This is a genomic window from Mesorhizobium sp. (assembly GCF_005063415.1).
Lineage (GTDB): Bacteria > Pseudomonadota > Alphaproteobacteria > Rhizobiales > Rhizobiaceae > Mesorhizobium.
In genome coordinates this window covers 19,499-38,972 of record NZ_SUEG01000024.1, presented here as the reverse complement: position 1 = coordinate 38,972, position 19,474 = coordinate 19,499, and the positions used below count along the sequence as shown (strand labels likewise).

At 61.8% G+C, this 19,474-nt stretch carries 22 protein-coding genes and 1 tRNA gene; 14 read left to right on the top strand and 9 right to left on the bottom strand.

Going from position 1 to position 19,474, the window contains the following annotated elements; translation table 11 throughout:
- The 3 genes from E5W70_RS09450 to E5W70_RS09440 all read right to left on the bottom strand — a co-directional run.
- Positions 1-670, bottom strand: a 670-nt coding sequence (locus tag E5W70_RS09450; RefSeq protein ID WP_292656850.1) for an efflux RND transporter periplasmic adaptor subunit, incomplete at its 3' end; no start/stop codon positions are given.
- Between the two features lie 422 nt (positions 671-1,092).
- Positions 1,093-1,500, bottom strand: a complete 408-nt coding sequence (locus tag E5W70_RS09445) for a FixH family protein (RefSeq protein WP_292656801.1) — start codon at positions 1,498-1,500, stop codon at positions 1,093-1,095.
- Positions 1,501-2,156: 656 nt separating this feature from the next.
- Positions 2,157-2,241 (bottom strand) — tRNA-Leu (locus tag E5W70_RS09440).
- A gap of 291 nt (positions 2,242-2,532) precedes the next feature.
- Between E5W70_RS09440 and E5W70_RS09435 the strand changes: the two genes are divergently transcribed.
- Positions 2,533-2,658 (top strand): hypothetical protein, encoded by a 126-nt coding sequence (locus tag E5W70_RS09435; protein WP_292656798.1) that lies wholly within the window; start codon positions 2,533-2,535, stop codon positions 2,656-2,658.
- A gap of 20 nt (positions 2,659-2,678) precedes the next feature.
- On the opposite strand, the gene E5W70_RS09430 is transcribed toward E5W70_RS09435, so the two are convergent.
- The 3 genes from E5W70_RS09430 to E5W70_RS09420 form a co-directional block, all read right to left on the bottom strand.
- On the bottom strand, positions 2,679-3,884 hold the full coding sequence (locus tag E5W70_RS09430; protein ID WP_292656847.1) for an MFS transporter: 1,206 nt from the start codon (positions 3,882-3,884) through the stop codon (positions 2,679-2,681).
- 89 nt (positions 3,885-3,973) lie between these two features.
- Positions 3,974-5,389 carry a chromate efflux transporter gene (gene chrA / locus E5W70_RS09425; protein ID WP_292656845.1) on the bottom strand — a complete coding sequence of 472 codons (1,416 nt, stop codon included), beginning with the start codon at positions 5,387-5,389 and terminating at the stop codon, positions 3,974-3,976.
- 17 nt (positions 5,390-5,406) lie between these two features.
- A complete protein-coding gene (locus tag E5W70_RS09420; protein WP_292656795.1) occupies positions 5,407-6,384 on the bottom strand; it encodes a chromate resistance protein ChrB domain-containing protein in 978 nt (325 codons plus the stop codon).
- A 110-nt stretch (positions 6,385-6,494) separates the two neighbouring features.
- Between E5W70_RS09420 and E5W70_RS09415 the strand changes: the two genes are divergently transcribed.
- From E5W70_RS09415 to E5W70_RS09385, 7 genes are all read left to right on the top strand, one after another.
- Positions 6,495-7,469 carry a Fe-Mn family superoxide dismutase gene (locus E5W70_RS09415; protein ID WP_292656791.1) on the top strand — a complete coding sequence of 325 codons (975 nt, stop codon included), beginning with the start codon at positions 6,495-6,497 and terminating at the stop codon, positions 7,467-7,469.
- Complete coding sequence (locus E5W70_RS09410) at positions 7,466-7,936, top strand: chromate resistance protein ChrB domain-containing protein (RefSeq protein WP_292656788.1); 471 nt, start codon at positions 7,466-7,468, stop codon at positions 7,934-7,936. The genes E5W70_RS09415 and E5W70_RS09410 overlap by 4 nt, the downstream gene beginning before the upstream one ends.
- A gap of 38 nt (positions 7,937-7,974) precedes the next feature.
- Entirely contained in the window at positions 7,975-8,862 is an 888-nt protein-coding gene (locus E5W70_RS09405) for a DUF1259 domain-containing protein (RefSeq protein WP_292656784.1), read from the top strand.
- A 155-nt stretch (positions 8,863-9,017) separates the two neighbouring features.
- Positions 9,018-9,920 carry a sulfite exporter TauE/SafE family protein gene (locus tag E5W70_RS09400; RefSeq protein ID WP_366509685.1) on the top strand — a complete coding sequence of 301 codons (903 nt, stop codon included), beginning with the start codon at positions 9,018-9,020 and terminating at the stop codon, positions 9,918-9,920.
- Between the two features lie 181 nt (positions 9,921-10,101).
- Positions 10,102-10,578, top strand: a complete 477-nt coding sequence (locus E5W70_RS09395; protein WP_292656781.1) for a hypothetical protein — start codon at positions 10,102-10,104, stop codon at positions 10,576-10,578.
- A gap of 661 nt (positions 10,579-11,239) precedes the next feature.
- Entirely contained in the window at positions 11,240-11,827 is a 588-nt protein-coding gene (locus E5W70_RS09390) for a YqaA family protein (protein ID WP_023677958.1), read from the top strand.
- A gap of 29 nt (positions 11,828-11,856) precedes the next feature.
- Positions 11,857-12,375: a disulfide bond formation protein B gene (locus E5W70_RS09385; protein ID WP_292656777.1), complete on the top strand. Its 519-nt coding sequence runs from the start codon at positions 11,857-11,859 to the stop codon at positions 12,373-12,375.
- A gap of 151 nt (positions 12,376-12,526) precedes the next feature.
- Here E5W70_RS09385 and E5W70_RS09380 read toward each other — a convergent pair whose 3' ends face one another.
- Complete coding sequence (locus E5W70_RS09380) at positions 12,527-13,084, bottom strand: HNH endonuclease (RefSeq protein ID WP_023677956.1); 558 nt, start codon at positions 13,082-13,084, stop codon at positions 12,527-12,529.
- 129 nt (positions 13,085-13,213) lie between these two features.
- Positions 13,214-13,855, bottom strand: a complete 642-nt coding sequence (locus tag E5W70_RS09375; protein ID WP_292656774.1) for a DNA-3-methyladenine glycosylase — start codon at positions 13,853-13,855, stop codon at positions 13,214-13,216.
- A gap of 122 nt (positions 13,856-13,977) precedes the next feature.
- On the opposite strand from E5W70_RS09375, the gene gluQRS reads away from it, so the two are divergent.
- Entirely contained in the window at positions 13,978-14,853 is an 876-nt protein-coding gene (gene gluQRS, locus E5W70_RS09370; protein WP_292656771.1) for a tRNA glutamyl-Q(34) synthetase GluQRS, read from the top strand.
- 150 nt (positions 14,854-15,003) lie between these two features.
- Positions 15,004-15,894 (top strand): DMT family transporter, encoded by an 891-nt coding sequence (locus E5W70_RS09365; protein WP_292656769.1) that lies wholly within the window; start codon positions 15,004-15,006, stop codon positions 15,892-15,894.
- Here the strand turns inward: E5W70_RS09365 and E5W70_RS09360 are convergent.
- Positions 15,861-16,715 (bottom strand): YihY/virulence factor BrkB family protein, encoded by an 855-nt coding sequence (locus E5W70_RS09360; protein WP_292656768.1) that lies wholly within the window; start codon positions 16,713-16,715, stop codon positions 15,861-15,863. The genes E5W70_RS09365 and E5W70_RS09360 overlap by 34 nt on opposite strands.
- 57 nt (positions 16,716-16,772) lie before the next feature.
- Here E5W70_RS09360 and E5W70_RS09355 point away from each other — a divergent pair, with 57 nt between their 5' ends.
- Genes E5W70_RS09355 through E5W70_RS09340 form a run of 4 tightly spaced genes read left to right on the top strand, consistent with a single transcriptional unit; the run spans position 16,773 to position 19,293 of the window.
- Complete coding sequence (locus tag E5W70_RS09355) at positions 16,773-17,639, top strand: SDR family oxidoreductase (protein ID WP_292656765.1); 867 nt, start codon at positions 16,773-16,775, stop codon at positions 17,637-17,639.
- 23 nt (positions 17,640-17,662) lie between these two features.
- Complete coding sequence (locus E5W70_RS09350; RefSeq protein WP_023677950.1) at positions 17,663-17,854, top strand: twin transmembrane helix small protein; 192 nt, start codon at positions 17,663-17,665, stop codon at positions 17,852-17,854.
- Between the two features lie 28 nt (positions 17,855-17,882).
- Positions 17,883-18,464 (top strand): cob(I)yrinic acid a,c-diamide adenosyltransferase, encoded by a 582-nt coding sequence (locus E5W70_RS09345; protein WP_292656762.1) that lies wholly within the window; start codon positions 17,883-17,885, stop codon positions 18,462-18,464.
- Between the two features lie 25 nt (positions 18,465-18,489).
- A complete protein-coding gene (locus tag E5W70_RS09340; RefSeq protein WP_292656758.1) occupies positions 18,490-19,293 on the top strand; it encodes a rhomboid family intramembrane serine protease in 804 nt (267 codons plus the stop codon).
- Positions 19,294-19,474: the final 181 nt, after the last annotated feature.

Here is a 19,474-nt window from a genome sequence, read left to right as displayed (position 1 = left end):
TGATGTCGACGAAGATGTAGGTCGCAAGCTGGCCATTCTCGGTGCGGATCGAGGCCGCGCCGCGCGTGAGCTGGACTTTCGCCACCTCACCTAGCGGAATGCCGCCGCCACCGGGCAACGGCACTTCGACGTCGGTAGCGATCGACTGAGGACTCGAGCGCAGATCACGAGGGTAGCGGATATTGACCCCATAACGCTCGCGTCCCTCGCGCTCGAGGATCACACCATCACGCGGGGCGGCCCAAGTGATGGAAGTCAGGACTTGGCGGGTGCGGTCGATCGCTGCGATCACGTCGGGCGGGACCGCAAGGTTTTCGAGGCGCTGGCGTGCCCCGGCCGAGGCGCGGCCACTTCCGTTCAGGTCGGTAAGATATTGGGCGCTCGCCGCGGCGATCTCAGCCGAATACAGCCGCATCAGCGGCTCGCCTTTTTTGACCCGACCGCCAGTCGTGACATCGGCGACATTGTCGATGAAGGCATCGGAGCGCGTCGCGACCACCGTGATGCGGCGCTCATCGAGCTGCACGGTGCCGGGCACGCGCACCGGACGGACTATCACCTGCTCGGTGGCGACCTCCGAGCGGACGCCGGTCCGCTGCAGTTTGCCTGCCGCGACCTTGACTGTCGAACCGTCCTCATCCTCGCCCGCGAAGACGGGGATGTAATCCATCCCCATCGAATCCTTCTTCGGCGCCGGTGAGGTGTCGGGTAGGCCCATCGGATTGCGGTAGTACAAAATCCGCTTCGGTTCGCCGTTCGCAGGAGCAGTGGCAGCATTCGCAGCGGCGACAGGCGGCTTATCCTCGAAGCTCAGCTCCTCGCTCGCCAGAACAGGCAGGAAGTCCCGCCCATCGGCGGTCTTCTCCGGAGCTGCCGCGTAGGCTGGGAGGCCGTCCGGGTCGCGGTAGTAGATCACGGGTCCGGTGGGCGCAGGGTTGGCGCTCGCCGGACCCGTCGCAGTGCCTTCGAGCCAGGCGACAGCTTGCAGCCATGCATTGGCTGGCAGCGCGAGATTGCGCTGCCCCGCCCAATAGCCTCCAGCCCCCGCCGCCAAAATGGCGGCGAGGATGAGGCCAGTACGGCCTGCGCGACTCATGGCGTCGCCTTGAATTCGAGCTTGTTCTCGAGTGAGCCGGTTTCACCCTGCACCTTGGCGCCAATCGACAGGCGGTAGCCACCTGGCATTATCAGATTGGCCTTGAACTGATAGATGCCAGGCTCTGTCGAGGGCAACGCCTCGATTGGCGCCGTCATCATCTCCATACCGTCCGGCGCCATGTCGACGCGCTTGGCAAAAATCACCGCGTCGGGCACCACCTTGCCGGAGCGCTTGTCGATGAGGCGGATGGCGACAATCGCGCCATCGCCGTTCTTGATCGCGCTTTGAACGAGTTGAAACTCATAGTCGTCGATCCCGGCCCAAGCCTTCGAATTGGCACCGCCGATAGCGAGACTGATCAGCGCCGCGGCTGCGACGTGCTTCGCATTGCAAAAGTTCATTGTCAGATTTTCCCAAATTTCATCATTTGGCCGCGCGGAGTGCACGGCAGGTTCGTGGCCAGGCTTATGCCAAAACCACGGTCTCTCGCCGCGAGGCCTTCAGCCGCGCGGCGACAAACGGCTCCGATGAGCCGTCGATGAATTCAGGTTCGTGGAGGTCTGGGAGGCGGCGGATTAGGCAGGAGATCCCGTCCAACGCTATTGCCAGGCGCGATCACGTCAGCCGCAGACAGCCGGGTCAGCGTGATTGCTGCGGTCGTCGACGCGCTCGGAAAGCACTTGGCGACACACAGGGTCGCGAGGGGACAGGACTTCTGGCAATCGGGGAATGGTTGCTGCTTCTGGTCCGAAGGGCACGGCATGCCGTCCGGCATGGATGCCATATCCGCCACCGTCGCTGCCGGGTCGACTACCATCATCGCAGCGGACGGTGTCACCATCGGCGCTGTGAGAATACTCACAACGGCCAGAATCGAAAGCAGGCGGGGGAGTAAGGTCCAGAACTTCACCCGAGCTCTATGGCATATGGTGCGGTGCAAGAAAAGGGCCGCGAGAGCTCACGTTTCCGTCAGGTGATACGGCCAATCGTTCAGGTCACATGACCTACGTGTCCGTCGCGATGCCCTGACGCAGGCTACTTTTCAACGATCTCTAAGTGGTGCGGGTGGTCGGGCTCGAACCGACACTCCTTTCGGAACTGGATTTTGAATCCAGCGCGTCTACCAATTCCACCACACCCGCATGCGACCACCAAGTTCGTTCGCGGTGTTGGCGAGGCCCCGCGACTCCTGTGTGGCTCCTGGGCCGCGTATGTGCCACAAGGTATTCCATGAAGTCCAGAGCGATTTCCCAGCGAAATTCGCGCCGTCTTATTCGCTCTGAACCGACCGGTCCAACCTAGCCATTGGTACCCCGCTCCTAATTCGATCCTCGTTTGCTCAGCATGACCTGAAGGCCTAGTTTGTTTCACAGGCTAATGGCCTACCACAAGGTTGCACGAGCGCCGTCGTCCGTCCCGATCCGAACACCGCGATGGCACAGAATCAGACGAAGTTGAGCGCCGAGAACGCCAGCCTTTCGCCGGCGCAGGTCGACGACCTCTTCCAACGGATGGCCGCACAGCGTGTCGCCGCCATGGGCATCGGCGGCTCGGATTAACTAGGCATAAATTTAATTCACTAGCGTTCCTCCGGCGGCCGAATTTTGCGGAACGTCACGAGAAGAAGAATATCATAGACGATTTTCAAGGCTCCAGCGATGAGGAGCGGCCAGCCAAAGCCGGAAACGGCAAGCAGCGAGCCGGCCAGCATCGGACTCGCCGCCGATGCGAGGCTGCGTGGCACGGCGGTGACGCTCGCTGCCGCGGCACGCTCGCCCGGCGTCACCACCGCCATCACGTAAGAGGTGCGGGTCGGCACGTCCATCTGCGATAGCGCACTCCGGATCAGCAGAAGGACGATCACCGGAGCGAGGCTATGCATGAACGGAGTGAGCAACAGGCAAAGGCTCGACGGCAGGTGGGTGAACACCATCGTGTTCACCAGCCCGATCCGCCTGGAGATTTGAACCGCCACCAGATACGACACGGCTGAAAGTACGCCCGTGCAGAAGAAAATTGCGCCTGTGGTAGCGAGGGACAAACCAAAGGTTTGATAAAGCCACAGTGCCAGCAGGGACTGAACCACAAGGCCGCCCGCAAATGCATCCAGGCTGAAGAGCGCGGCCAATGTGAGGACGATGGTCCGAGACTTGCGCAAGGGCTCCGCCGGCGGCGCATCCGCGTCGAGCGATGCGTCGGGCAGCCGCCGATACAGGAGCAGCGATCCGACCCCAAGCAAGGCATACAGCAGGAAAGCAAGCTGAAGGGCCTGTTTGATTTCTATCCCGACCAGGTGTCGCAGCAGGTCGGGGGCGCCGGCCGCCAGAGCGCCGACAGCCCCAATGATGGAGCCGACAACGCTGTAGCGGGCAAACAGCGCGGTTCGATCACGATCGGTGACGCTGTGCGCAAGTTCCGCATGTTCGAGTGGCAGAAACACGCTCACGTCGCCGGAGGACGGGTTCAACGTTCCGACGAACGCGACCACGAGCAGCGGCCAGAAGTCGTGGACGAACGCAAAGGCAAGTCCGGTCAGAATCATCAGGCCTGCTGCCGCGATGAGCAGCGAGCGGCGCGAGAAACGGTGTGCGACGGCCCCGACGCCGAGCGTGAGCGCCGCTGATCCCGAAAGCGTTGCCGTGGCGAAGATCCCGATCTCGAAGGCGTTGAAGCCGAGCGCCGCCAGATAGGCGGGAAGCAAAAGACTGACAAGTCCGTCGCCAAACGCCCGTAATCCCCGCGACGCCAGCAAATGGGAAGCCGCCGGGCCGGCACCGGAAGGCAGGAGCGCAAATGTTCGCTCCGGCACTTGCAACGCTTCCGTCGGCCTTCGAATTGTCAACACGCCTCCTGCATGGCAGGCCGACCGCGAGCTTAGATCGAACCCATGGCGACGCCGTAAAGAACACCCAATGTCGAACAGGCCAGCAAGACCGGGATCATGCCGACCTTGAAACGGAATACCGCTACCAGCGCGCCGAGCGTCAGGACCAGTGACGGGATATTGATGGAGTTGAACACCGGTACGTCCAGGCTCATGCCCAGCCAGCTCAAATCATGCAGTTCGCGGAACAGGACATGAAGCGCGAACCATACCGCCAGGTTCAGGATCACACCAACCACCGCTGCCGTGATGGCAGACAGCGCTGCGGACAAGGCCTTGTTGCTGCGCATCGTCTCCATGAACGGCGCGCCGAGGAATATCCACAGGAAGCACGGGACGAAGGTTACCCATGTCGTGAGAAGGCCGCCGAGCGTTCCAGCGACCACCGGGCTGAGCACGCCCGGCGCCCGGTAAGCTCCCATGAAGCCGACAAACTGGGTGACCATGATCAATGGACCGGGCGTCGTCTCGGCCATGCCGAGGCCGTCCAGCATCTCGCCCGGCTTCAGCCAGCCATAGTGCTCGACACCCTGCTGAGCGACATAGGCGAGGACCGCATAGGCCCCGCCGAAGGTGACCATCGCCATCTTGGAGAAGAAGATCGCGATATCGGTGAAGACGTTGCCTTGCCCGAGGAATGCAAGCAGCGCGAGGACCGGGACCACCCACAGCAGCAATCCCACCCCGGCCACCTTGAACCCCCACCCGGCGGAGGGCCGTGCATGCGCCGGTACCCCTTCGCCAAGTGCGGAGTCGGCATCGTCGACCTGCTTGCCGCCAACCTTGTCATGTCCGTTGCCCGATTTGAAAGCAGCCCAGCCTGCCCTACCCCCGATGTAACCGATCCCAGCTGCGATCAGAATGACCAGCGGGAAGGGCGCCCGGAAGAAGAACAAGGCAATGAAGGCGGCGGCGGCGAGGCCGACCATCACATTGTTCCTGAGCGCCCGCCTGCCGATACGCAGCACCGCTTCGAGCACGATGGCCAGAACGGCCGCCTTCAGGCCGAAGAAGAGCGCCTGGACGGCGCCGACATTGCCGAAGATCGCGTAAATCCAGCTCAACGCCATGATGGCGATTACGCCGGGCAGCACAAACAGGATTCCGGCCACGAGACCGCCTTTGGTCTTGTGCATGAGCCAACCGATATAGATCGCTAGTTGCTGTGCCTCCGGGCCTGGCAGCAGCGTGCAGTAGTTGAGCGCATGCAGGAATCGGGTCTCGCCGATCCAGCGTTTTTCCTCGACGATGATGCGATGCATCATGGCGATCTGGCCAGCCGGGCCGCCGAAGCTGAGCATCGCCACACGAGCCCATACGCGCGTAGCGTCAGCGAACGAAACGCCGTGGTCGTGGGCATCGGCCGGAGACCGCGTCGTCGAGACGGTCTGCTCCAGATTGGCCATTGCTTGCGTCCTTTCGGTCATCCGCGTTTCTTGCGGAAATACTGGTAGAGGTTGTCGAAGACAGGAGCGCCCTGCGCGATTCGTTCCTCGTCGCTCTCATTCGCCATGGCTATGCCGGCAATCAGGCTGGCAATTCCTGTCGCCTCCTCGCGGCCGAACTTGTTGTCCTTCAGGTCGATATCATGGACGATCTCGGCGATGGCCTGCAGCGCCGGGTCGTTGATTGCAGCGCGGGTAAGCAGAACTTCGAAGCTGCAGCGATCGCCCTCATGGGTGATTTCGCCTTCGAACATGTCGAAGCGCAATTCCCCTTCCTTTGGCACGTATCCCTTGCCCGCCACGAAGCGGATGATCGCGTCGGCATCGATGAAACGACGGATCAGCCAGCTGCAGGCAATACGGTCGACATGCACGTCCCGGCGCGTGACCCAGATCCGGCCTTTGAGTTCGGCTGGCTCGGCCGCCCTCTTGGGTTCGTTGGTCATGACGTTGTTCCTTGCAATCTGTGCCTCCAGTTCGGCGATCAAACCCTCGGCTGTGAGGCGACCGCTAGCGCCGAAAAAGTCGATCGTCACCACTTCAGCGAGCCGCTTGCGCAAGCGACCAAGCTGCGAGCGCGCTTCCGCTAGTTTTTCCGACGTCGCGTCCGCCTTGATCCCGACGGCAAGATCGCGTGCGTCGTTGACGATCTCCGCATAGTCGGCATCACGGGCCGTGTCGAACAGCGCCCGGACTTGGGCATCCCATAAACCATCGACGAGGCGCGCCTCGCACATCATGGCCTCGCCGCCGCCAGCGACGATCTCCTTCAGAAGCCATTCGAAATCCTCCTGCATCTCGGCATTGGCCGGCAGGGCGTAAACGGTGCTTTTGACTGCGACCGCGCCGATGCCTTGCAACCGTCGCCAGATCTTCACCCGGAAGTAGGCGGGCTTGCTTGGCAGTTGATGGATCAGAAGCAGCCAGCGCTGCTCCTGCGATTGCCCCTCACTCATAAGTGAACCGTATCACGAACAAAATGAAATGCAACACTTGTATCATTTTTCATTTGAGCATAGCGTTCGCTTCCTCAAGGATGGGCCGTGCTGCCGAGCGAGGGAACCCGATGCCACACCAGATCATGCCGCTGCCGTTCAAGCCGCCGAGGCTCGTCGGCCTGTCCGAACGGTTGTTGGCCAGCCATTACGAAAACAATTACGGAGGTGCCGTTCGTCGCCTCAACGCCGTCGAACGGCGGCTCGACGATCTCGATTGGAACACGGCGCCCGTCTTCGACATCAATGGGTTGAAGCGCGAGGAGTTGGTTGCCGCCAATTCGGCGATCCTGCACGAAATCTATTTTGATGGGCTGGGTGGCTCCGGCGATGCCGGAGGGGAACTCGCCGCCGCACTGGAACGCGACTTCGGCAGTGTGGCCGCATGGCGCGCCAAGTTCATGGCATGCGCAAAGGCGCAAGCCGGCGGTTCTGGATGGACCTTGCTGACCTGGTCGGAGCATCGCGATCGGCTGACGATCCAGTGGGCGGCGGATCACACCAACTGCCTCGCTGGCGGCATACCGATCCTCGCGCTCGACATGTACGAACACGCCTATCATCTCGATTTCGGCGCGAAGGCCGGCGCCTATGTCGACGCCTTCATGAAGAACATCCATTGGGACCGGGTTGCTCTCCGCCACCGGCGAGCGGTTGCGCCGCGCGATCCCGCAGCGAGGGCTGAATCGGTCGAAAGGATTCAGGCAGTCGCGCCGGAGGAGTTGCGCGTGCGCCTCGATCGGGGAGAGGATCTCGTTCTGCTCGACGTGTGCCTCGCCGAGGATCTGGCAAAACGCAGCGATATGCTGCCGGGAGCCAAGGTCCGTGCACCCGAAAAGATCGCCGACTGGGCGCAGGAACTGCCGAAGGACATGCCGGTGATCGTCTATTGCCTCTATGGATTCCAGGTCAGCGGCGACGCCGTCACCGAACTGCGCCGACGCGGCGTCGATGCCAGGGCGCTTTCCGGTGGCATTGCCGCCTGGCACGCGATCGGCGGCCCGACTGTCCCCTTGGTGATGAGCGAAGAAAGGATTGCGTCATGAAATGGGTTACCCGCGAACGTCCGGTCATCGACCGTATCGCTTGTCCCTGGCTGATTGCGCGCTTCATCGATAAGGAACCGGAGTTTCTCTTTGTGGCGCCGGATCAGGTCATCCATGTTGCCGAGGAAACCGGCGCGACGCCCTATGACGTGCCCGGCGTCGAGTTCACGCATGTCGGCAATGGCTGCAGTTTTGACACCTTCGTCTCGAAATATGGCCTCGAGCGCGACCCGGCGATAGTGACCATTGCCGCGATCGTGCGCGGCGCCGACACCGACCGGCACGATCTCACGCCGCAGTCGGCGGGCCTGCTCGCGATCTCCATGGGTCTGCGGGATGTGACACCCGACGATCACGAGGTGCTGAAGCACGGCTTCGTCATCTATGACGCGCTCTATGCCTGGGCATCGCGACGCAAGGCGGAGACCCACAGCTGGCCACCCGGCTCGAAGCCTACGGCCGCATGACCAATTGGGCAATGGGGCAGATCTCAAGGAGATATCCCATGCATGCAAAACTGATGATCGGCGCCATGGCGATGGCAATGTCAGCGCTGCTCCAGCCCGCCGCCGCGGCTCCTGACTGGCAGATGGTTGCAAAGACATTCGGCAAACCCGGGACCGAAATGCCCGACGGCGTCTATAGGGTCGGCCTGCCGCGAACTGACTTGAAAGTATCGCTCGACGGGGTGGCCCTTAAGCCGGGATTCGCCCTCGGAGGCTGGGTCGCGTTCGAACCGATGGGAATCCAGGCCATGGTCATGGGTGACATCGTCCTGACGCAGGACGAAGTGAATCCCGTCATGAAAAAGCTTGAAGAAAGTGGCATCGAGATCACCGCGTTGCACAACCACTTGCTGCGCTCGGAGCCGACGACCCTTTACATGCATATTTTCGGCGAGGGCGACCCCGTTGCGCTCGCGACGGCGCTTCATGCCGGGTTGGCGCTGAGCAAGACGCCGATGGAGAATGCCACGCCCGCTGCGGCACAGCCGAAGATCGCATTCGACACCGCCTCCGTCGACCAGGCCATCGGTCGCAAGGGCAAGGCCAACGGCGGCATCTACCAATTCACTATCGCGCGAGCCGAAACGATCACCGACGGCGGTATGACAATCCCTGCGTCCATGGGCAGCGCCATAGGCATTAATTTTCAGCCAACCGGAGGCGACAAGGCAGCGATCACAGGCGATTTCGTGTTGATCGCGTCGGAGGTCAACCCCGTGCTGCGTGCTCTGCGCGAGAACGGCGTCGAGGTAACGGCTTTGCACAGCCACATGCTCAACGAGCAGCCACGGCTCTTCTTCATGCATTTTTGGGCCAACGACGATGCCGTCAAGCTGGCGCGCGGCCTCAAGGCGGCTCTCGACAAGATGAACCTTGCAAATAATTAGCCCGCGCGGAATCGCAGGCGGACGCGAGCAATTTGTCCGGTTGGTGGACCTGCCTTCAATGATACGTGGAGCCCCAACCGTCGCGGCTAATTCGATGGTGACGGACTGAGTCGCCGTCCAAGTGCTACTGTCCATCGATCGACGCACGCGCGATAATGCCGATAACTAGCACGAACGGGTCGACGCGGAGCCGACGTTGCATGGATTGGGTTCAACTGTGCCTGCTCAGCGTGGCAGGGTTTCTAACCTGGGCGCTCAATACGATATCAGCGGGCGGTGGCGGTTTGCTGTTGATCCCAGCGGTGACGTTCCTCACGGGCAGCGCCGCGGTCGCTCCAGTGATCACCTTAACCGAACTCATCGGCAATCCGGTTCGGATCCTGGCGTTTCGTCGCGACGTCGATTGGAGCATCGTGCGCTGGTATTTGCCCGGCGCCATCACAGGGGGCGCGGCGGGCGCTTGGCTGTTCGCCAATGCACGGGCCGAATGGCTGCAGATCTTCATCGGCCTCTATCTGATCGGCGCCATCTTGGAATTCCGTGGCGGCGCGCGCGAGCGGAGCTATCGGGCCCGTCTTTGGTGGTTCTTGCCCGCCGGCCTGATCGTGTCCCTGCTCTCGGCCCTGATGGGCACCGTCGGCCCGGTGCTGAACTCGCTTTACCTGAACTATGGGTCCCGCAAGGAGACACTGGTCGCGACGAAGTCGGTAAATTCCTTCGTGACAGACATTGTCAAAGTCACGGTCTTTACCGGCCTGGGGGCATTCGGCGGCCAGGCGCTGGCTTTCGGCCTGGCGACCGGATTTGGTGCTGCGCTTGCGACGCTTGCGGCAAAACCTTGGCTCGAGCGGATGAGCGGACGGCAATTCCGGACGGCGGTCGTGATACTGATGGCCGTGAGCGGCATGCTGATGATCTGGAAGCAGCACGACCTCATCGTTGCGCTCTACCACGAGGTCAATATCCGCGGAGGGGAACTGCCTGCGATGGACGAAAATGGTCGGGGTTATATGAGGATCCCACTCGACGCGCTACCGGGATCGATTTGGGGCTCGTAACGTTCCGATCTGCCGCCGGCAGCTCAACTACGCCGCAGCCACAAAGGACTCCAGTGCCTTCGGGCTCTCGCCGCGTGCTCAGCCTGCCGCGACCCGCAGCAGGCCGCCGATCACGCCGCATTGGCTTCTCGCGCTTGGCCTCGGCAAATCGCGTGAAATTATCCTTGGTGAAGTCACGCGGATGCATATCCGTGAGGACCTCGTCGATCAGGAACGATTCTATATCGATCAGCTCGGGCTAGACGCCATAGGCAGAATGGGCGGACATGGTTATTCGACCACTCGCAACCAGTTCGACCTGCCAATCATGTCTCACGAGCAGTGGCTGGCACTAGAAAAGGCGCGCGAGGAGAAAGCTGACAACTTTGCCGTCGATCGGCTGTCAAAAGCCGCGGCGGATCCCAGCGCCCTGAAAGGTTGGCTCGATGCCCAATCGATTCTGCTCGATCTCGGCAACATATCGTGGAACATTCAAGCAATTCGACTACTCGGTAACTTTGGGACCTCAGTGCTCTGCTCGCGGGCGATGTTCCAAGACGCTGGCTACAGCCATCCAAACTTCGAACTGCGTATGCTTCACATCAACGACCGGCTGACGAATTCGCAGGTGAGCCACGACCTCGTTGCGTCATTTGAGACATGTCGTACGAGACCATAGGTCATTCATTTCGCCGACTTCCTCGTCCTGAAGGGCTGGTGATAAATTGCCTGACGAATAGAAGACTAAACCGTGGGGTTGCGCCACTGGTACTGGAGCCTGTCGAGATCAAAGCTCAGACCACTTGCCTGATCCATTAGCACGTCGAGGCGCCGCAGGCTGATGGATGCCATCGACGAATACCTTTTGTACGCCATTGGCGCCGCGAGCAGTCGCGGACGCGGCTCCTATTCTGCACCTAGACGACTTTGTGAGGCGTCAAGGGATGAAAAACTGATTTCATAAGTTATTGATTTTTCTGGCAGTTCGCCATCTCGCGACACTCCGTCGCATGGTAGACAAACCCCTTTTTGAGTCGAGCGCGTCTACCAATTCCGCCATAGGGGCTCAGGCCGGGCGGCCTGGATGGGCGCGGACTATACGGTTGGAGGCCTGTTCGTCAACTGGCCAATTCCCGACATCTGGGCTCGCTCAAGCCTCAGCCTTTCGATTTCGTGAAGCAGCTGCCATTGTGCAGCGCGGAAAATCTTTCTAGACAGGCGGCGCATGTCATTGAAGCGCACCTTGTCCGACGAGGTTGATGCGGGGCGCTTCCAAGTCTTGTTTGTACATGTCGTGATCCCAAGACCGCTACTGGTTTGGGCGTGCATTAGGAGTGCCGATGCTTCGCGGACTTTACGACTGGACCTTGTCGCTGGCGGCGAGCAAATCGGCCGAATGGTGGCTGGCCTTCATCGCCTTCGTCGAGAGCTCGGTGTTCCTGGTTCCGGCCGACGTGCTCTATCTGCCGATGGCGCTGTCGCGACCGGATCGCGCTTACCGTTATGCGCTGGTTGCCACCGTCGCCTCGGTGCTGGGCGGCATCGCCGGCTGGTTCATCGGCCATTATGCCTATGATGCGGTGGCGCGGCCGATCCTCGAATTTTATGGCAAATATGACGAGTTCGAGGCGATGCGCGTCTCTTCGGGTGTCGGCTTCATCATCCTGATGCTGGTCACCAGCGGCCTCGCCCATCTGCCGCCGATCAAGGTGGTGACGATCCTGTCCGGCGTCATCGGTGTTCCTTTGCTGCTGTTCATCGTGCTGGCAATCGTGGCACGCGGTGCTCGCTTCCTGTTTCTCGCGTGGCTCTTGCGCCGCTATGGCGAGCCGATCCGCCACTTCATCGAAAAGCGCCTTGGCCAGATTGCAGGCGCCGCCGCCGCTGCCCTGATTTTGCTCTATATCGTCGTCAAATACGCCGTCTGAACGGCATCGAACCGAATGGACTGAGTCCGATGACAGCGACCGTGAATCCCGATACCGGACGCCAGCGGCTGCGCACCGCCCTGTTTCTCGCTGTCGCCATGGCCGCCACAGTCGGCTCGGCGCTGGCCTTCCAGTATGTCGGCGGCTACATCCCCTGCAAGCTCTGCCTCGAGCAGCGCACGCCTTACTACGTCGGCGTGCCCTCGATGCTGCTGGCGGTGCTTGCGTCGGCTCTTCACGCGCCCGCCTGGGTAAGCCGTGGCCTGCTGGCCATTGGCGGCCTGCTGATGCTCTACGGCGTCTATCTCGGCGTTTATCACTCCGGCGTCGAATGGGCGTGGTGGCCGGGCCCGACCGATTGCACCGCAGCCGCCGGGCCGGTGGACACCGGCGGCAAGGGCGTGCTCGACGCTCTCGACAAATTCGTCCCGCCCTCCTGCGACAAGGCGGCGCTCCGCATCCTCGGCCTATCCTTGGCCGGCTGGAACGCCATCGCCAGCTTTGTCCTGGCAGTCGTCGCCTTCCGCGGAGCATTTGCCCGAGATTAGTCTAGCGCGGCGCGAGATCATCCAAGAATTCGGCAGGCTGAGTCGTATGAAGTGATTTTCGAGAACCGGAGCGGAGCGTACTAAAGTACGTGAGCACCGGAAGCGCAGAAAATCGCTTCAGACGGCCAGCCTCCCGAATTATCGGATGATCTCAAGGTTCGAGTTCGACATCCCAGTACAGATAATCCATCCAGCTTTCGTGCAGATGGTTAGGCGGGAACAGCCGGCCGTTATTATGCAAATCATGCACCGTCGGCTGATAGGGCTTCTGCAGCGGCCACATCTTGGCGTGGGCCGGCATCATGCCGCCCTTCCTCAGATTGCAGGGCGAGCAGGCAGCGACGACATTCTCCCAGGTCGTGGCGCCGCCGCGATGGCGAGGAATGACATGGTCGAACGTCAGATCGTCCGGCGTGCCGCAATATTGGCACTGGAAACGGTCACGCAGGAAGACGTTGAAACGGGTAAACGCCGGATGCCTCGACGGCTTCACGTAAGCCTTCAGGCTGACGACGCTCGGCAGCTTCATCGAAAAGGTCGGTGAAGAGACGGCGTGTTCGTATTCGGCGACGATGTTCACCCTCTCGAGGAACACCGCTTTGATGGCATCCTGCCAGGACCAGAGCGACAGGGGGTAATAGCTGAGCGGACGGTAATCCGCATTCAGCACCAGCGCTGGAAGCCCATCCGGAGATACGGCAACCGTCACGTCGTTGACCTCCTTCACCCTAGAACCGGTCGACGCGGATACTGTAAGCCCGACATGACAGGGATGTGAAGCGGATTGTCGATCATGCCGGGTCTCAAAAACGCATGATTTCAATGCTTTTTTGCGGATTCAGGCCGGAGGCGCGGCATCCCTGCCCTTCAATTCACGATAATAAGCCCAGAAAAGCCGCGATGCGACACCGCGCCACGGGCTCCATGATTCGGCAAGACGGATCAGCATTTTCTCCGGCGGACGCGGGTCGATGCCGAGCGCATGGCCGACCGCGCTCTGCAATGCAACGTCGCGCGCCGGAAAGATATCTGGGTGTCCGGCGGCAAACAAAAGGTAGACTTCAGCCGTCCACGGGCCGATGCCCGGTACCTTGGTCATGGCTGCGATCGCCTCGCTTGCATCGAGCTGGCAGAGATGATCGAGGTCGAGCCCGTCGGCCACCGCCTGGGCGACGGCAATCAGGCCGCGCTGCTTGGGCCGCGACAGCCCGGCCTGGCGAAAGATCGCCTCATCGGCGGCAAGGATCGCCTGCGGTGTCAGCGGATCGAGCAGTTTCGTCAGCCGGCCGAAGATGGCATCGGCACTCGCGCGGGACACTTGTTGTGAAACGACGATCGAAGCAAGGCTCCTGAACCCCGGCTCCGACAGCCTGAGCGGCACCTCGCCGGCCATGCCGCGCACCTTGTCCAGGCGCGGATCTAGCAGGCACAGCGCGTCCAGGCCTTCTACAATGTCATCAAGGTTGGCGATGCGTTGCATGTCTGCTTGTTCCAAAATCAAAAGTGCCGCACGCTTCGTCACGCGTCCCTCTGGACGCGCGACGCTGCCGGCGCAAAGTAGCAATTGGCGAAAGCGCCGCACAACCCGATTGCCGCCGGACAATGACACTGCTGACATTCCGCTTCGCGCCGAGCCCGAACGGCGAACTGCATCTCGGCCATGCCTATTCGGGCCTGCTCAACCGGAAAATGGCAAAGGCCAGGGGCGGACGCCTGCTGCTGCGCATCGAGGATATCGACACGACGCGCTGCACGCCGGAATTCGAGGCAGGCATTTTTCGCGACCTGAAATGGCTGGGGCTTGGCTGGGAGGAACCGGTGCGCCGCCAGTCCGAGCATTTTGCCGAATATCGGGCGATGCTCGAGCGGCTGATCAAGGAAGAGCTTGTCTATCCGGCTTTCATGAGCAGAAGTGAGATCCGCGCCTTTATCGCCGACAGCGAGAAGCGCGGCCGCGACTGGCCCCGCGACCCGGACGGCGTGCCGCTCTATCCCGCCGCCGACAAGGCGTTGACGGCGGGCGAACGCAAGCGGCGCATCGCCGAAAATGTGCCATTTGCTTGGCGGCTGGACGTCGATGCTGCAATAGCGCGCGCTGGCAAGGACCTGTCATGGGCCGAATACACGGACGAGACGCTCTCCGCGACGCGTCGTGTCGAAGCCCATCCGCAGGATTGGGGCGACGTTGTCGTGGCGCGCCGCGAAATCCCGACCAGCTATCATCTCGCCGTCACCATGGACGACGCGCTGCAGGGCGTCAGCCATGTCGTGCGCGGCCAGGACCTTTATTCCGCGACCAGCGTGCAGCGGCTGCTTCAGCAACTGCTTGGGCTGCCGCAGCCGGCCTATTTTCACCATCGCCTGATCCTCGGCCCGGATGGACGAAAACTGTCGAAGAGCCTTGGCGATACCGGCCTTGCCGCCCAGCGTAAGGCGGGCGCATCGCCCGCCGACGTCAAGCGGCTGGTCGGTCTCTAGACTAGACCGGTGAGCTGACGGCCATCAACGGCGCTCCTTCAATTCAAATGACTCTATGGATCAACCGTTTGGTTTTGCTTGCCGGCCCGAACGGCATTAAGCAGTCGCCACAGTCGATCCCTCACCCGAATTCACCGCGGCCTCCGGAAAATGCACAGCCTCAAGCGGTTCATCCCCGCCTCTTTCGTCGTCCTGTGGGCGACCGGCTTCATCGGCGCGCGCTATGCCATGCCGTGGGCGGAGCCCTTTACGTTCCTGGCGGCGCGCTTTGTCCTGGCCGCAATCCTGCTTGTCGCTTTGATGGCCGCGCTTGGTTCGAGCCGCGCCACCCGCGACGAGGCGCTGCACGCGGCCGGCGCCGGCATCCTGATGCATGGGGTGTATCTCGGCGGCGTGTTCTGGGCCATCCACCGGGGCATGCCCGCCGGGCTTTCAGCCTTGATCGTCGGCCTGCAGCCGCTGATCACGGCGGTGCTCGCCGGCCGGCTTCTGGGCGAGGCCATCCTGCCGCGCCACTGGGCCGGTCTCGGCCTAGGGTTGATCGGCGTGGTGATCGTGCTTTGGCCGAAGCTCGGCGCGCTCGGCGGCGGCGTGACGGCCGAGACGCTGGTCGCCTCATTTGTCTCCGTACTCGGCATGAGCGCCGGCACGATCTGGCAGAAGCGTTTCGCCTCCGGCGGCGATCTGGTGGCTGCCACGTTCTGGCAATATGTCGGCGGCGCATCGGTGATGGCTCTGGCCTCGCTCGCCTTCGAGACCCGAACGGTCATCGTCAATGGCGAACTGATCTTTGCTATGGCCTGGCTCGTGCTGGTGCTATCGATCGGCGCCATCTTCCTATTGATGGTGATGATCCGCGACGGCGAGATGTCGAAGGTCGCCTCGCTGTTTTACCTCGTGCCGGCCGTCACCGCGGTCATCGCCTGGGCATTGTTCGGTGAGCAATTGAGCCCGCTCCAGATCGCCGGCATGGCGATCGCGACGCTCGGCGTCGGGCTGGCGACGGCTCAGCCGCCGACGCGGGCACGCGCCTCTAAATAGCGGCTGATCGCGGCGTTGAGCTCGCCACCGAGGATGAAGATCGCCGAGACTATATAGAGGAAGACGACGGCGATCATGATCGAGGCGAGGCCGGCATAGGTCGTCACATAGGACGAGAAATGGTCGAGATAGGCGGCGAAGATGGTCGACCCGATGAGCCAGCCGACCAGCGTGAAGATGATGCCAGGCACGATCGAAACGAAGCGGCGCTTGCCGGCCGGCAACCAGAAATGCACGGCGAACAGACCGCCGATGATGACGACCGAGGCGATGACGTAACGCCACAGCGTGATCGTGCCCATATAGGGTTTTATCCATTCGAAATGCGACTCGGCCAGCCGTGCCAGCAATGGCGCGAAGACCAGCAGCACGCTGATCGCCAAAAACCCGGCCGTCGCGATCAGCACGAAGATGATGCTCTGCACCCGCCGATAGATGATGCCGCGCGTTTCCGAGACACGATAGGCCCGGTTGAGCGAGGTGCGCAGCGCCTCGATGCCGTTCGAGGCGAAGTATCCGGCAAGCACGATACCGTAGGTCAACAGGTCGCTGCGCCGGACGGTAAGCACGTTGAGCACTTCGCGCGCGATCGGTTTGGCGATCTGCTCGGGCCATGTGTCGAACACAAGGTGCACGGCGGTGTCGGCGAAAGCCTGCGCGCCGAAAAAACTCGCCAGCGTCGTGGCGAAGATCAGGAAAGGAAAAAGCGCCATCAGCGCGGTGATCGCCAGATGGCTGGCCATTGCCCAGCCGTCGTCGGTGTTGAAATGGCCGAGCGCGTCGTAGAGCACGCGTTTGAGGGCTACGATCTTCCGCAACAAGAACCGCGTTCCCTTCGATTGTCCCGACGCCGCGAATATGGGAAGGGTTTGCGGTAAATGACAACCCTAGGTCAAACCACCAGTCCTCCCGGAGAAGAGTTGCGCACCATCATTGTCACAGGTGCCTCTTCCGGAATAGGCGCCTATTGCGCCCATGCTCTTAAGAAGGAAGGCTGGCGGGTGTTCGCAACGGCCCGAAAGCCCGAAGATATCGCCGCGCTCGAGGCCGACGGCATCGAGGCCTTTTATCTGGACTACACCGAGCCCGGATCGATCGAGGCGCTGGTAGCGTCGGTGCTGGAACGGACCAGCGGCCGGCTCGATGCGCTCTTCAACAACGGCGCCTACGGACAGCCCGGCGCCGTCGAGGACCTGCCGGTCGAGGCTTTACGGCAGCAGTTCGAGGCCAATGTCTTTGGCTGGCATGATCTCACTCGCCGTGTCGTACCGGTAATGCGCGGCCAGGGCCATGGTCGTCTCGTTCATTGCTCGTCGATCCTCGGCCTTGCGCCGCTGCCGTTTCGCGGCGCCTACTCGGCATCGAAGCACGCTATCGAAGGGCTGATGTTGTCCCTCTATCAAGAACTCCGGGGCAGCGGCATCCATGTTTCGCTGATCGAGCCGGGAGCGGTGAAATCGAAGATCGCCACCAACAGCCTCCCCTGGTTTCTGGCGAATATCGATCACGAGAATTCCGTTCATCGCCTCGCCTATGCGGCGCAACTCAAACGGCTGCGGGCCGGCGGCAGCACATCGCGGCTGAAGCCCGGGCCGGAGGTGGTTTATGCCGCCTTGCGCCATGCGCTTCTGTCGCGGCGCCCGCGCCCGCATTATGTGGTAACGGTGCCGGCCAGGATCGGCGCGATCCTTAAACGGATCGTGCCGTCATCGGTACTCTACCGTCTGCTCGCCAAACGCGCCTGAACGCAATTCAACTGGGACACACCATGGCAACCGTCTTCAACATCCTCGCCGTTCTCGTCATGGTCGCCGTGGTGATCGTGCTGATCCGCGGCCTCATCAACATGATGCGCGGCGGCTCCAGCATGACCTCCAACAAGCTGATGCAGACGCGCGTGCTGTTGCAGTTCGTGGCCTTGGTGCTGATCATGCTGGCGGTGTATTTCACCCGTAAGTGACGCACCAGCCAGCACCGGGAGGTAACCCGTGGTCAAGCTCAACAAGATCTACACCCGCACCGGCGACGATGGCACCACCGGCCTCGGCTCTGGTGAGCGGCGGCTGAAATCCGACCTTCGCATCGACGCCTACGGCACCGTCGACGAGGCCAATGCCTGCATCGGCATGGCCCGCATTCATACAGCGGCAGTAAATCCGGCGATCGATGCGATGCTCGGCCGCATCCAGAACGACCTTTTCGATCTCGGCGCCGATCTGGCAGTCCCCGATAATGGCAAGCCGCTCGACTACGAGCCGTTGCGCATCATCGCCTCGCAGACCGACCGCATCGAACAGGACATCGACCTCCTCAACAAGGACCTTGAGCCGCTCAAATCCTTCGTGCTCAACGGCGGCACGCCGGCAGCGGCTGCCCTTCACCTCGCCCGCACGGTGGCCCGCCGCGCCGAGCGCATCATGGTGGCGCTGTCGCAAGATCCAGACGAGCACGTCAGCCGCGAGGCGATAAGATACATCAACCGTGTCTCGGACTTTCTGTTCGTCGCCGCACGCGCGGTCAATGACAATGGAAATGCCGACGTGCTATGGGTTCCCGGCAAGAACCGCTGAATCCGCCGGAAGCGGGAGAGGCCCGATGTTCATCCCGCTTTACGACACCAACCGGCTGCGGCACATCAAGCAGCAATATGTGACGATCAGCCTGATCGCGCTAAACGTGTTGATCTACTTTGTCACAACTCTTGGCGGGGAGGACTTCGCTAACGCCGCGGTACTGGGCCTCGGCTTCATCCCGTCTGTTGTGCATGACAGCGTCGAGCTCGCTCCGCAATTTGTCGTCATTCCGGAGAGCCTGAGCTATCTGACCTATTCCTTCCTGCACGCCGATATCTTCCACCTCGGCGGCAACATGCTGTTTCTGTGGGTGTTCGGCGACAATGTCGAGGATGCGCTCGGCCATGTCCGTTATCTCGTCTTCTACCTGCTTTGCACCATTGCCGGCGCTTTCTTCCAGGGCTTGGTGGCCTGGGATTCGCAAGTGCCGCTGATCGGCGCGTCGGGCGCCATCGCCGGTGTCGTCGCTGCCTATCTGATCCTTTATCCGCGCGTGAAGGTATGGGTGCTGGTCTTCGCCCGCATCCCGTTGCGCATCCCGGCCTTCGTCCCGCTCATCCTGTGGATCCTGTTCCAGATCTTCATGTTTGCCCAGGGAGGCGAGGATCAGGTTTCCTGGGCCTGCCATATTGGCGGCATCATCGCCGGAGCCGTGCTGGTGCTTGTCTTGCGCAGCCGCGGCGTGCCACTGCTCGCCGCTGCGGATGAAGAGACTGTGGTGGTTGCCGGCCAGGTGCCTGTAGCCGTGGAGCCGGCGCCAAGCGACCCACAGCCTGCGCAGCCGGCGCCGCGATGGGGCCGGGGGACCGGTTCCGGTCCGGACTGAACCGATTTGAGTGCTTCGCCGAGGATCCGAGTGCGCCCGGATATTGACGCGCGGGGTCGCCGCAACTACGGAAGCGCCACCCTACTGGCGTGGCGAAGACCAGAATTCCGTCCGGAATGTCGGCTTTCGACAACTCTGAAGAGGTGCACGCTGCTATAGCGCGCCCGACGAGCGTGAAGAG